Below are 12,472 nucleotides of genomic sequence, written 5' to 3'. Positions count from 1 at the left end.
TCAGATTTTTGCCGCCAGCAGCCAGTCGTGGAACAGCTTGACCGCCGGCTGGCGCAGCGCGCGCGGGCGGCAGACGAACCAGTAGCTGTACGGGCTGTCGACGTCGAAATCGAACAGCCGGACGAGCCGCGGATCCTGCGCATCGTCGAAATGATGGCCGTGCATGAAGGCGACCCCGATGCCCTGCGCCGCCGCTTCGAGCATCAACGGTCCCGAATCGAAGAAATCGGTCCCCGCCGGTTCGAGATAGGGCATGCCGATCGCCTGTTTCCACTCGCTGAACGTCTCGGGCATTTCGCGGTGGAGCAGGATCGTCGAGCGCTGCAATTGTTCGGGGACGGTGAGCGGCCGGTCGCCGTCGGTCAGCGTGCGCGAGGCGATGGGGAAGACCTTGTCCTGATCGAGCCGCGCCGCATAGAGCGCCGGGTCGATCGCCCGCGCCAGCGCGATCGCGGCATCGATGCCGTCACCCAGCCGTGCCTCGCCATGCGACATCGTCTCGATATCGATATGCAGTTCGGGGTGTTCGCGGCGCAGTTCGGGCAGGCGCGGGAAGAGGCGCTGCTGCGCAAAGAGCGGCAGGACGTTGAGGTGAAGACGGAGCGAGGCATCCGGGCTGCCGGCACGGCTGATCGCGCCGCGCAGTTCGTCGAGAATCGGTGCCAGATGATCCTGCAACTCGCGCCCCGCCTCGGTCAGGCTGAGCCCGTGATGGTGGCGGTTGAACAATGGCCGGCCGACGGCATGTTCGAGCGTCTGGATGCGCCGCGACAGCGCCGGCATCGACAGTCCGAGCTCGGTTGCCGCAGCCTTTACCGTGCCGTGGCGGGCGACCTCGAGAAAGGCCTCCATGCTGCTGAGGGGAGGAAGTCGTGCCATGTTCGTGCCGGGCACAATGATGCCATGGCGTGCGAAGTCACGCCAGAATTATTGTGCGGTGCAGTATAATTTGCTTTCGCGCCGATCGCTTCCTCGGGGGGTCGCAAATCGGGAACGACCACCCTATCTTTGCCGTTCTGACCTTTTTGAGGGAGAAACGCCTTGGCGGATGCACCGGTAAAAGAAAAGCAAGTCAAGCTGCAGGTCGCCAACGCGCGCGCCGAGGAAAGCGGCGGCGGGGTCGCGCGGATTTCGCGCGCCGCGATGGCCGAACTCGGAGTGACCGAGGGCGATATTATCGGAATCAACGGCAAGCGCGAGACCGCCTCGCGCGTGATGGCACCCTATGCCGAGGACGAAGGGCTCGAAGTCGTGCGCCTCGACGGCTTGCAGCGTGCCAATGCCGGTGCCGGTGCGGGCGATATGGTGACGCTGAGCCGGGTAGAGACGCGCCCCGCGACGCGGGTCGTGTTTGCGCCGGCGCAGGAAAATCTCCGCCTCCAGGGATCGGCGAATGCGCTGAAGCGCAGCTTCTTCGGGCGGCCGCTTGTCGCGGGGGATACCGTCGCGACTGCGGGGCAGCAGCGGGTGTCGGCCGGCGACATGCCGCCGCAACTCCGGCAGATGCTCAACGCGCCGGCCTATGCCCTCGCCGAAGTACGGCTGCTCGTCGTGTCGGCGAGCCCCAAGGGCGTCGTCTTCATCGACGAAAATACCGAAGTCGAGCTGCTTCCCGAATTTCAGGAGCCGCAGGATTCGCGCCGCACCGACGTCACCTATGACGATCTGGGCGGGCTCGGCGAGACGATCGACCAGCTGCGCGAGATGGTCGAGCTGCCGCTCCGCTACCCCGAACTGTTCCGCCGCCTTGGTGTCGATCCGCCGCGCGGGGTGCTGTTGCACGGGCCGCCGGGAACGGGCAAGACGCGGCTGGCGCGCGCCGTCGCGAACGAAAGCGAGGCGCAATTCTTCCTGATCAACGGCCCCGAGATTATGGGGTCCGCCTATGGCGAATCCGAAAAGCGCCTGCGCGATATCTTCGAACAGGCGGCAAAGTCGGCGCCATCGATCCTGTTCATCGACGAAATCGATTCGATTGCGCCGAAGCGCGGGCAGGTGCAGGGCGAGGCCGAAAAGCGGCTCGTCGCGCAATTGCTGACGCTGATGGACGGGCTCGAACCGCGCACCAATCTGGTCGTCATCGCGGCGACCAACCGTCCCGACGCGATCGACGAGGCGCTGCGGCGGCCCGGCCGCTTCGACCGCGAGATCGTCATCGGGGTGCCCGACGAAAAGGGACGGCGCGAGATATTGGGTATCCACACCCGCGGCATGCCGCTGGGCGAGAATGTCGACCTCGACGAACTCGCCCGGACGACCTTCGGTTTCGTCGGCGCCGACATGGCGGCGCTGACCCGCGAGGCGGCGATCGAGGCGGTGCGGCGGATCATGCCCAAGCTGAACCTAGAGGAAGGGACGATCCCGCCCGAGGTGCTCGACGAACTGCGCGTGACGCGCGAGGACTTCAACAATGCGCTGAAGCGCGTCCAGCCCTCGGCGATGCGCGAAGTGATGGTGCAGGCGCCGAAAACGCGGTGGAGCGACATCGGCGGGCTCGACGCGGCGCGCGACAAGCTGATCGAAGGCATCGAACTGCCGCTCAAGAACCCCGAGGCGTTCCGCCGCCTCGGCATCCGTCCGGCCAAGGGCTTCCTGCTCTATGGCCCGCCCGGAACCGGCAAGACGCTGCTCGCGAAGGCGGCGGCGCGCGAATCCGACGCCAACTTCATCTCGATCAAATCGTCGGACCTGCTGTCGAAATGGTATGGCGAGAGCGAGCAGCAGATTGCGCGGCTGTTCGCCCGCGCCCGCGCGGTGGCGCCGACGATCATCTTCATCGACGAACTCGACAGCCTCGTTCCCGCCCGGGGCGGTGGGACGTCGGGCGAACCGCAGGTGACCGAGCGTGTCGTCAACACGATCCTCGCCGAGATGGACGGGATCGAGGAGATGCAGTCGGTCGTCGTTATCGGCGCGACCAACCGCCCGAACCTGATCGATCCGGCGCTGCTGCGGCCGGGCCGGCTCGACGAGCTCATCTATGTTTCGGTGCCCAATGCCGAGGGGCGCCAGCGCATCCTCGAAATCCAGACCGGCAAGATGCCGCTGGCCGGCGATGTCGATCTCGCGGCGCTCGCCGAACGGACGGATCGCTTCACCGGCGCCGATCTGGAAGATCTGACGCGCCGCGCCGGACTCGCGGCGCTCAAGCGGTCGATGGATAGCGACACGGTAACGATGGCCGACTTCGAAGAAGCGCTGAAGGACACCCGCGCCTCGGTGACCGAGGCGATGGAGAAGGATTATGAAAAGATCCAGGGCGAGATCAAGCAGGCCGCGATGAGCGTCAATCCGATCGGCTTCTTCGCGCCGGGCATGCTCAAGCCGGTCCGCGAGCGGAAGCATGAGGAAGTCGACAAGGAGTAATTCCTAGGCTTGGGGCTGGTCCAGCCGCAGCGCGGACCAGCCCCACAGCACCAGCCAGCCGCAGAATGCCGCCATCAGACCATAAGCGACCATCGGGTGCCAGTTGTAGAGCAGCACGCCGATCGCGGGCGAGACGATATAGGCCGAGCCGTTGATCGACGCGGTCATTCCGGCAACTGCGCCCTGATCGCGGCGGGGCACCGCGAGCGACGACCCTGCGGTGAAACCGGGACGGAAGAGGCCGAAACCGAGCGAGGCGAGCGCGAAGCCGATAACGATACCGTGCAGGTCCTGCGCGACGCCGGTCATCAATATCCCGCCGATGGCGAGCACAGCACCCCACAATACAGTAGGTCGCGGGGTCAGCTTGAACAGCGGGATCAGGCCCCATTGGGCCAGTAGCGTTGCGAAGGCGCCCGCCATCAATACCGTTCCGGTCAATTTCGCGGCTGTGTCCGGATCGGCCCGCAGATCAAGGCGGTCGAGGATGAGAAAGCCGATAACGCCGAGCATCATCGCTTGCGCCTGTCCGCCCCAAAAGCCTGCGAGCAGCCAGGGACGAATGCGCCGGTCGCGCCAACTCAATGGCTCCTGTGGCGGAGCATCGGGATCATTCTCGTCTTCGCCGGTCGGCTCGGCCGGTCCGGCGGACAGCGGGTAGGGAGCGATCGCGCCGCGTGCGGCGAAACGCGGCGTGTCGTTCGGCAGCCGCCAGCGAAGCATGATCAGCACGACCAGCCCGATCAATGCAAAGACGATCATCGGCCCCGCAAGACCGACGACAGGAAGAATGAAATAGGGCGCGACCGCCGGTCCGATCACCGTCCCGAGGCCGAAGGATGAGGAGACGAGCGACAGGGCCTGCGTCCGCTGCTCTGGATCGGTGCGCGAGGCGACATAGGCCTGCACCGCGGGCGGCGCGGCCGAGCCGAGCCCGCCATAAAGGCTGCGGAACAGCGCGAAAACGATGAAGGTGAGCCCCGCGCCGATCAGCCCTTTCAGGCCTGCCCACAGGACGATGCCGCAAAGCGCCATCGACGAAAGGAAGCCGACGACGCCGAGCGCCATCAAAGCCTTGCGCCCGCGCTTGTCCGATTGCCGCGCCCAGTGCGGCGCGGTGAGCACCCACAGCAACGCCGACCAGCTGAAGGCCAGGCTGACCCACACGTCGGGGATGTGCAACGTCGTCCCGATCGCGGGAAGGATCGACTGCATCGCGGTATTGCCCGCCGCCGCGACCAGCATGACCGCGAACAGCACCGCCATCCGGTCGGCGGGGATGGAATGCGAAGCGGTCGCCATGTCCTGTTCCCCTGCCTGTGCCTGCCGCCTTCGGCTCGTCGCGTGCGACACTCTCCCTACACCGGCAGGGCGTTCTGTCCAGAGTCAACCCCCACTCTTTCCTTGCGCCCGCGCGCCGATTTTGCCACGCAATTGGCCAGCCGCAACAACGCGAAAGCCATCATGACCAATCCCCGGGCGCAGGCCCAATCGAACGTCGCGCCGATCCGCAAGATCCGCGAAAGGCTGAAGCGCTTTTTCGGGCCGTGGGGCATGTTCGTCCGCGGGTTCATCAAGCACCCGGTGATGGTGGGATCGATTGTGCCGTCGTCACCGACGCTGATCCGCCACATGCTGAAGCCCGTCGACTGGAAGAATACCAAGCTGTTCGTCGAATATGGCCCCGGTGTCGGCACCTTCTGCCGCCCGGTGCTGGAAAAGATGGCGGGCGATGCGACGCTGATCGCGATCGACACCAACGAGGATTTCATCGACTATCTACGCAAGGATATCCGCGACAGCCGCTTCGTCGCGGTTCACGGGTCGGCGGCGGATGTCGAGGAAATCATCGCCGCGCACGGCTTCGCGCATGCCGACTATATCCTCTCCGGCCTCCCGTTCTCGACGCTGCCCGCCGGTGTCGGCCCGGCGATCGCGGCGGCGACGCATCGGGCGCTCCGTCCCGGCGGCGCCTTTCTCGTCTATCAGTTCCGTGCCCGCGCCCGCGATTTTCTCGCGGCGCATTTCAAGCGCATCGACGATGCGTTCGAGTGGGTCAATGTGCCGCCCTGCTTCCTGTTCTGGGGCTGGAAAGACTGAGTTCTAAACTTCGGTGTCGGGATCGGTTTCGGCGAGACCGAAGTTCAGCCGCCGCGTCACGGTATAGTCGGCGACGCCGACGACGAACCACGACAATATCCAGCGCAGCCGGGTCAGCCATCCCGCGCGCGCCTTCTGCACCGCAGGGGTTATGACATCGCAATCGCCCTCCAGCCCGGCGATGAAATCGCGCATCTGCTGTGCGAATCCGGCATCCGCGACGCGCAGCATCACCTCGACGTTGACGAACAGGCTGCGCATGTCGAAGTTCGCAGTGCCGACATGGACGACGTCGTCCACGACGATCAGTTTCATATGCAGCCGGCACGGGAGATATTCCCAGATCGTCGCCTTCTTGCGCAGCAGATAGCCGAACAGCAGGCGCGAGGCGCCGATCGTCGCCGGATTGTCGGACTTTGCCGCCATCACGAAGCGGGCGCGGCCGCGCTTTGCCAGCCGCCCGAGACGTCGCAGCATGCCCTGGCCGGGCGAAAAATAGGCCATCGCCATGTCGAGTTGCTTCGCACCGTCGAGATCGGCGCGCACCGACCGCGCCCAGGGCGACAGCCGCTGGGTCGGACCGCCGACGAGCCACGACACCGGCCCGCTGTCGACCGGCCATTCGCGGATCAGCCGGCGCAGCATCAGGAGCTTCCCGTCGTTATGGACGGTGTAGTCGTGGATTTCGGCAAACCATTCGACCATGCGCGCGACGGTCGGCCCGCGCACGACGATACCAAGGTCGAACCAGCAATGCGTCCGCCGGTTGCTGAGATAGGGGTCGGCGATGTTGAAGCCGCCGGTCACCGCGACATGGTCGTCGATCAGCAGCAATTTCTGGTGGTTGCGGATCAAGTAGCTCGACCGCCAATGGCGCGAGAAAAAGGTCACGCTGCCCCCCGCGGCGCGGAGCGGGCCGAACACGCTGTCGGAGATGTCGGAGGAACCGAAGCTGTCGATCACCGCGCGAACGCGGACGCCGCGCTTCGCCGCCGCGGTCATCGCGTCGAGCACCCGGCTGCCCGCGGCATCGTGCTTGAAGATGTACATGACCATGTCGATGCTGCGGATCGCGCCGCCGAGCAGCGACAGGATGCGCGCGAGCCGAGCTTCGCCGTCGACGATGACCTCGAGCCGATGCCCAGCCACATCGGCCGTCAGCGTTCTGGCGTCGCCGACGGGGAGGGGATGTGCGGGCATGGGTCGCTCATAGGCCGGGCGCGGCGACGGGGGCAAGGGGGCGACGAGCGGGCGGTTTGATTGACATTCGCCCGCGCCGCTGCTAGCGCGCAGCGCTTGCCGCCAGCCCCCCAAAGGCTGGCCTCTCCTCTATCAAGGAATTACCATGGCCCGCGTTACCGTCGAGGATTGCGTCGACAAAGTTCCCAACCGTTTCGACCTGGTTCTGCTCTCGGCGCACCGCGCGCGCGAAATCTCGGGTGGCTCGGAACTGACCATCGACCGCGACCGCGACAAGAATCCCGTCGTCGCCCTGCGCGAGATCGCCGAACAGACCGTACGCCCGAAGGATCTGTCGGAAACGCTGGTCGGTTCGATGCAGAAGGTTGTCGTCGACGATGACGATACGCCCGATGAAATCAGCTCGATCAGCCGTTCGGCTGAAGCGCTTCGCCTCACGGCCGCGGCTCCGCCGCGCAGCCCGGCCGGCGGTGGCGGCGACTTCGAATAAGCGCCAACGTTCGACCGAACAAAAAAGGGGCCGCGGGAAACCGTGGCCCCTTTTTCATGGCCCGAGCGATGGCAATTGCCTCTGGACCGCCCGGCGCCGCTCCGCCTATAGGCGGGCCCGGTATTCGCGCCCCGGCCGGGGCAGGGGAAGGATCAGCGGTCATGAGCGTCACAACGGTTCCATTGCGTCCGGTAAGCAAGGGCGGCCTTTGGCTGCTGTGGGTATCGCTTGCGGCGCTGGTCGCGGTGGCGATCGGTTTCGCCGTTTTCAGCACCCCGCGCATCGGGTTCGAGGTGGTGAAGGCGGGCACCGGACCCAGCCCGACCAAGGCCGATGTCGTGCTCGTCAAATATGAAGGCAAGCTCGACGACGGCACGGTTTTCGACGCCAACGAACAGGCGCCGATGCAGGTGGCGCAGGTCGTTCCGGGCTTTGCCGACGCGCTGACCCGGATGCAGAAGGGCGGCAAGTACAAGATCAGCATCCCGCCGCAGCTCGGCTATGGCAACCGCGAGACGGGGCCGATTCCTGCCGGCAGCACGCTTCACTTCGACGTCGAACTGCTCGATTTCCGGTCGGAAGCCGAAGTCCGTGCGATGCAGCAGATGATGCAGCAGCAACAGATGATGCAGCAGGGTGGCCCGGGCGGTCCCGGTGCGCCGGCTGGTCCGCCCCCGGGCGCGCCGCAACAATAAGCGGCCAATCAGGGTTTTCGGAAGCGGCGGCGGGTCAGGGACTCGCCGCCGCTTTCGTTTTGGGCAGCGCCCCCGCATTACGTTCGGCCTCGCGTTCCAGCGCGACCTTGATCATCGCGACGATCGGGTCGGCGAGGAACAGGCCCATGATGCCGAGCAGCGCGCCGAACAATATCTGTGCGCCGAGGACGAGGGCAGGGGCGAGGTCGACCGTCTGCTTCGCCACCATCGGCACGATCAGATAGCCATCGACGGTCTGGACGATGAAATAGATGGCGATCGCCCACAGGCCGGTGTCGGTGCCCGCCGAAAAACCGACGAGGACCAGCAGCACGCCCGAAACGATCGCCCCGATATTGGGAATGAAGGCGAGCAGCCCGGTAAGGAGGCCCATCAGCGCGGCCATCGGAATACCGACCATCAGGCAGGCAAGCCAGGTTCCGATGCCTTCGACCAGCATGCCGAGCAGGCGCCCCGCCATCAGTCGCCGCAGCGTGAAGCCCATGCGTGCGGTGGTGATATAGAAATTCTCGCGGCTCTTCATCGGCAGCATCCACGCGACGCCGCGTTCGTAGAGCCGCGGTTCGATCGCGATGAAGATGCCGAGAACGAGGACCATGACGAGGCTGGTCAGCGCGCCGAGCACTGTACCGACTGCCGCCGTAACCCGGCCGAAGGTGCCGGCCAGATTGTCGGTGATCGTCTTCGTGTCGAGTTGCAAATTGCCCATGCCATGCTCGCTCGCCCAAGCGGCGATGCGCTCGACCTGTCCCATCACCACGGTCTGGAGCGTTGCGGCCTGATCGGCGATCTGCGAGCCCGCGAACATCATCGTCCAGACAAGGAATACGACGAGCGACAGGCAGACGATCAGCAACCGCCAGCCGCGGGCGATCGGCAGAACGCGGCCGAGCAGGCGGGTGCCGCCGTCGAGCATCGACGCCATGACGATGCCGGCGAAGATCAGCAGGATCGGCTGGATCAGGATGACGCAGACGCCGACGAACAGTGCAAGACCGATCCAGACGCTAGCCTTCAAAAGCTCGCTACGGACGAGCTGGCTGCGGATCTCGGTCGGGCCGGGGGCGTTGGCGGTGGCCTTGGCGCGGGCCTGCGCGCGCTCTTTCCGCTCAACCATGTCCCGCGCTCCTACTGTGCCTTGGCGTCACGCTCCGGCCGCAGATCGGTTCCCGCGCGGCCCGACCGCAGCGCCTGGAACCAGCTCAGCGGATTATACCATTGCGCCGTTCCGTCGGTCGAAAAGCTGATGATTTCGGCGCGCCCGGCGATGGCGTCGAACGGGACGGGGCCGCCCAGCCCCTTGCGGTCGGTCGACACGCGGCTGTCGGCGCTGCCGTCGCGGTTGTCGCCCATCAGGAACACGTGATTGGCGGGCACCGTGATCGGTCCATAATCGTCGGTCGTATAGCCCGGACCCATGTCGATCGTGTCGAAGGTCGCGCCGCCGGGCAGTGTTTCGCGAACGATCGGCAGTTCGAGGACCGTTCGCCCGTCGGCGCCGCGGGTGATGAAACGGAACAGGCTGCTGTCGGGGCCGGGCGTGTTGGCGTCGGCCGGGATCGACAGCATCGGCTGGACTTCGCGCTTCACCGCTTTGCCGTTGATGCTGAGTTCGCCGTTCCTGAGTTCGATCGTGTCGCCCGGCAGGCCGATCACGCGCTTGATATAGTCGATCCGCGTCACCGGATGCTCGAGCACGACGATGTCGCCGCGTTCGGGCAGCTTGCCGAACAACCGGCCTTCGATCTTGGGCGCGAGGTGGAAGCTGACCGACGAATAGGACCAGCCATAGGGATATTTGCTGACGATCAGCCGGTCGCCGTTGCGCAGCACCGGCATCATCGAATCGGACGGGATATAGAAAGGCTTGGCAACGCAGCTATGGATGCCGAGGACGAGGAGGAGGATGACCACGATATCGCGGATCAGCTTGCCCCAGCTTCCGTCATCCTTGTTCGCCTGCTTCGCCATAACCCGGTCAGTCCCTGATTGCTTCGATAATGACAAAGGCCTGCGCCCAAGGATGGTCGTCGGTCAGCGTCAGATGGATATGCGCGGTGTGGCCGGCGGGGATCATCTGCGCCAGCCGTTCGGCCGCACCGCCGGTGAGCGCGAGCATCGGCGCGCCCGACGGGGCGTTGACGACCCCGATGTCCTTCATGAACACGCCGCGCTTGAAGCCGGTGCCGACGGCTTTCGAAAAAGCCTCCTTGGCTGCGAAGCGCTTGGCGTAGGTGCCGGCGCGCGTGAAAGGGCGACGCGCCGCCTTGGCGCGCTCGACGTCGGTAAAGACGCGCTTTTCGAAGCGTTCGCCGAACCGGTCGAGCGAGGCCTGGATGCGCTCGATGTTGCAGAGGTCGGAGCCGAGACCGATGATCATGTGCGGGCAATGCGAGATAAGTCGCAAGAATTCCAGAGCGAAAGTGGAATATGGCGCAGAGGTTCAGAAGGCGATGCTGATCCCGCCTGTCGCCCGCCAGCTCCGATCGCCACTTCCCGCAGCGCCGTCGGCGCCGAGATGGAAGCCGACGCCGCCCGCCGTATAATAGGCGGCACCGATCTCGCCGACCGCATGGAGGCCCCCCTCGCGCGCGCTTGTCACATGCAGCAATTGCCCCGGCGTGCCGATGAAGGCGACGCCCCTGACACGGCCGCGGCCGTCCGCTACCCGCGTCCCGCGCAGGCTCGCCGACAGACGAAATCCCGATCCGTCGCTGGCCCGCCGTTGCAGTTCGCCGCGCGCGCCGAACGAGACGGCGAGGCGTGTGGCGCTGTCGCTTCCGCCTTCCAGCGCGATGCCGCCGGACTCGGCAAAGCCGCCGAGTTTTGCTCTGGTCCACGCGATCCCGACCAACGGCTGGATCCGCGCATCGCCGATAGCGAATTCGGGTCCCGCCTCGGCAAAGGCCGACCAGAGCGACGCGTCATAACCGGCGCGCGAGATGCCGCCCATCGCGTCGGAGCCCCGCTCGGTGCTGATCGAGCCCCAGCCATGCCCGGCCGCCAGCCGGATCCGCCAGATGCCGGGCGACAGCTCGGCGCCGAGGCCGATCTGCGTCAGGCGAGCCTCGCCCTTTTCGGCCAGCCCCGCGAGCGCGACATCGGTCTTGCCGTAGTCGATCGCCAGACCGAACTGGGCCGCTTCGGACAACCGGATCGCCAGGCCGCCCGAGCCGCCACGCGTCGTCCGGCGGCTCCCCGCGCCGGCTGCATCGCTCTTGCTCGTATCGCGGCCGGTTCGTGCGAGCGCCCACAGGCCGAACCGGCGCTCGCCGCCGCGCGGCAGCGCCGCTGCGATCGCGTCGGCATGCCGGCGTTCAAAATCTCCGCCATACAGGACATCGCGCAGCGCGGCGTGAATCTGGCCGATCGCGACAGGAGTGCCCGCAAGCCGGTAGGTTTCCGAATTCAGCCAGTTTTCGGTCGTGACGCTGCTGATCGTGGTTTCGGTAACATCGGTCGTGTGGATGTTGGTGTTGGTCTCGCCGCTGGCGAGCGTATAGGTCACGCCGCCATCACAGGTGGCGAACGCACCGGTCGGCGAAGCTCCGTTCGTCGCCCCTCCGGTCCCCGTATCGGTACAGGTTCCGCGATCGCCGATCAGCACTTCGCCGCCGGCCATCCCGCCGTTGGTGGTCGTTATGGTGACCGCATCGAAGCGGCGCGTGCTGGTCTGCGTGTCGACAGAGGAGGAAAGCAATTGCTCGCTGCTCGCGACGCGGACCGGAGCCGACCAGGTGACGACGACGGGCGCGCCGCCGATCGCATAGCCGCGGGGTTTGGACAGATCGACGATTGCGGCCTGGACCGCGGCATCGGTAAAGGCACCCGCTTGGCTGGTGTCGAACAGGTTGGTGTCGCCGACCATTCCCATGATCCGCGTTTCGTAGCTGTCGGTTCGTACCGTGGTTGCCGACCGGATCGTCGTTGCCAGCGTGCCCGACGAGGCACTCAGGCTTTCGCGCGGGCGCAGGACATATCGGTCGAAATAGCCTTCATCAACGCTTTCGACATAACGGGTGCCCTGGGTATAGACGGTTGTCGTATGGGTGTTGCTGTTGACCGTTCCCGGCGCGACCTCGAAAAACTCTTCACCCCCCGAGCAGTCGGCGAAGGAGCCGCCGAAGGGTTCAAAATTGGTCGCGCCATTGGCGCCAAATGAATAACAGTCCGACCGATACCCCGTCGGCACGACATTGTCGGGGCCGTCGCCTGACGTGAGCTGCGTCGTGACGACGCTGCTGACGGTCGAATAGGGCGTTTCCGACGTGAAAGTGTCGATGACCTCATAATTGGATTCGACCAGCTCCGCGGGCGACCAACTGACGATTGTGACGGGTACGTCTCCGACCATATGAACATGTTCGGCGGGCAATTGCGCCGCAGCGGCTTGCTGGATTTCGGCGTCGTCAAACCGGTCAAAATAGCGGAGCAGGCCGGTCAGCGGTATCGTTCCGCTTTCGCCGTTAATCTCGGTCTGGAATTCCGCCGAATAAAGCGTCGAGCCCGTAACGGTCTCCGACGTGTCTTCGCTCATGTAAAGGTCGCCGCTCGACGATGTCTCGGTCGTCGTCTGGGCGCTCGCTACGCTGAATCCCAA

General features: G+C 65.6%; 11 protein-coding genes. 4 read left to right on the top strand and 7 right to left on the bottom strand.

Features of this window, described 5'->3' with window-relative positions:
- Entirely contained in the window at positions 1 to 879 is an 879-nt protein-coding gene (locus tag LH19_RS14680) for a LysR substrate-binding domain-containing protein (protein WP_054588133.1), read from the bottom strand.
- A 162-nt stretch (positions 880 to 1,041) separates the two neighbouring features.
- Here LH19_RS14680 and LH19_RS14675 point away from each other — a divergent pair, with 162 nt between their 5' ends.
- A complete protein-coding gene (locus LH19_RS14675) occupies positions 1,042 to 3,366 on the top strand; it encodes a CDC48 family AAA ATPase (protein ID WP_054729368.1) in 2,325 nt (774 codons plus the stop codon).
- A gap of 3 nt (positions 3,367 to 3,369) precedes the next feature.
- Here LH19_RS14675 and LH19_RS14670 read toward each other — a convergent pair whose 3' ends face one another.
- Positions 3,370 to 4,668 carry an MFS transporter gene (locus LH19_RS14670; protein ID WP_054729364.1) on the bottom strand — a complete coding sequence of 433 codons (1,299 nt, stop codon included), beginning with the start codon at positions 4,666 to 4,668 and terminating at the stop codon, positions 3,370 to 3,372.
- Between the two features lie 162 nt (positions 4,669 to 4,830).
- On the opposite strand from LH19_RS14670, the gene LH19_RS14665 reads away from it, so the two are divergent.
- Positions 4,831 to 5,466: a class I SAM-dependent methyltransferase gene (locus tag LH19_RS14665; RefSeq protein WP_054733600.1), complete on the top strand. Its 636-nt coding sequence runs from the start codon at positions 4,831 to 4,833 to the stop codon at positions 5,464 to 5,466.
- Between the two features lie 3 nt (positions 5,467 to 5,469).
- Here LH19_RS14665 and LH19_RS14660 read toward each other — a convergent pair whose 3' ends face one another.
- On the bottom strand, positions 5,470 to 6,666 hold the full coding sequence (locus LH19_RS14660; RefSeq protein ID WP_054729361.1) for a phospholipase D-like domain-containing protein: 1,197 nt from the start codon (positions 6,664 to 6,666) through the stop codon (positions 5,470 to 5,472).
- A 145-nt stretch (positions 6,667 to 6,811) separates the two neighbouring features.
- On the opposite strand from LH19_RS14660, the gene rpoZ reads away from it, so the two are divergent.
- Together rpoZ and LH19_RS14650 are read left to right on the top strand one after the other, a co-directional pair.
- On the top strand, positions 6,812 to 7,156 hold the full coding sequence (gene rpoZ / locus LH19_RS14655; protein ID WP_054588129.1) for a DNA-directed RNA polymerase subunit omega: 345 nt from the start codon (positions 6,812 to 6,814) through the stop codon (positions 7,154 to 7,156).
- Positions 7,157 to 7,317: 161 nt separating this feature from the next.
- Positions 7,318 to 7,851 carry an FKBP-type peptidyl-prolyl cis-trans isomerase gene (locus LH19_RS14650; RefSeq protein WP_054729359.1) on the top strand — a complete coding sequence of 178 codons (534 nt, stop codon included), beginning with the start codon at positions 7,318 to 7,320 and terminating at the stop codon, positions 7,849 to 7,851.
- A gap of 34 nt (positions 7,852 to 7,885) precedes the next feature.
- Here the strand turns inward: LH19_RS14650 and LH19_RS14645 are convergent, their stop codons facing one another.
- From LH19_RS14645 to LH19_RS14630, 4 genes are all read right to left on the bottom strand, one after another.
- The gene (locus tag LH19_RS14645; RefSeq protein ID WP_054729358.1) at positions 7,886 to 8,989 is read right to left on the bottom strand and encodes an AI-2E family transporter; all 1,104 of its coding nucleotides are present in this window, start codon (positions 8,987 to 8,989) and stop codon (positions 7,886 to 7,888) included.
- 11 nt (positions 8,990 to 9,000) lie between these two features.
- On the bottom strand, positions 9,001 to 9,843 hold the full coding sequence (lepB, locus tag LH19_RS14640; RefSeq protein ID WP_054729355.1) for a signal peptidase I: 843 nt from the start codon (positions 9,841 to 9,843) through the stop codon (positions 9,001 to 9,003).
- Positions 9,844 to 9,850: 7 nt separating this feature from the next.
- The gene (acpS, locus tag LH19_RS14635) at positions 9,851 to 10,252 is read right to left on the bottom strand and encodes a holo-ACP synthase (RefSeq protein ID WP_054729351.1); all 402 of its coding nucleotides are present in this window, start codon (positions 10,250 to 10,252) and stop codon (positions 9,851 to 9,853) included.
- Positions 10,253 to 10,315: 63 nt separating this feature from the next.
- Complete coding sequence (locus LH19_RS14630) at positions 10,316 to 12,472, bottom strand: autotransporter outer membrane beta-barrel domain-containing protein (RefSeq protein ID WP_158514433.1); 2,157 nt, start codon at positions 12,470 to 12,472, stop codon at positions 10,316 to 10,318.

The organism is Sphingopyxis macrogoltabida, assembly GCF_001314325.1.
GTDB classification, from domain to species: Bacteria; Pseudomonadota; Alphaproteobacteria; order Sphingomonadales; family Sphingomonadaceae; genus Sphingopyxis; species Sphingopyxis macrogoltabida.
The sequence above is the reverse complement of the archived record's forward strand: the minus strand, read 5'-3'. Positions and strand labels throughout refer to the sequence as shown.

What these genes read in the sequence shown, in the direction of transcription:
- LH19_RS14680 (WP_054588133.1), bottom strand. Translation starts at nt 879, where the DNA reads ATGGCACGACTTCCTCCCCTCAGCAGCATGGAGGCCTTTCTCGAGGTC.
- LH19_RS14670 (WP_054729364.1), bottom strand. Translation starts at nt 4,668, where the DNA reads ATGGCGACCGCTTCGCATTCCATCCCCGCCGACCGGATGGCGGTGCTG.
- LH19_RS14665 (WP_054733600.1), top strand. Translation starts at nt 4,831, where the DNA reads ATGACCAATCCCCGGGCGCAGGCCCAATCGAACGTCGCGCCGATCCGC.
- LH19_RS14660 (WP_054729361.1), bottom strand. Translation starts at nt 6,666, where the DNA reads ATGCCCGCACATCCCCTCCCCGTCGGCGACGCCAGAACGCTGACGGCC.
- rpoZ (WP_054588129.1), top strand. Translation starts at nt 6,812, where the DNA reads ATGGCCCGCGTTACCGTCGAGGATTGCGTCGACAAAGTTCCCAACCGT.
- LH19_RS14650 (WP_054729359.1), top strand. Translation starts at nt 7,318, where the DNA reads ATGAGCGTCACAACGGTTCCATTGCGTCCGGTAAGCAAGGGCGGCCTT.
- LH19_RS14645 (WP_054729358.1), bottom strand. Translation starts at nt 8,989, where the DNA reads ATGGTTGAGCGGAAAGAGCGCGCGCAGGCCCGCGCCAAGGCCACCGCC.
- lepB (WP_054729355.1), bottom strand. Translation starts at nt 9,843, where the DNA reads ATGGCGAAGCAGGCGAACAAGGATGACGGAAGCTGGGGCAAGCTGATC.
- acpS (WP_054729351.1), bottom strand. Translation starts at nt 10,252, where the DNA reads ATGATCATCGGTCTCGGCTCCGACCTCTGCAACATCGAGCGCATCCAG.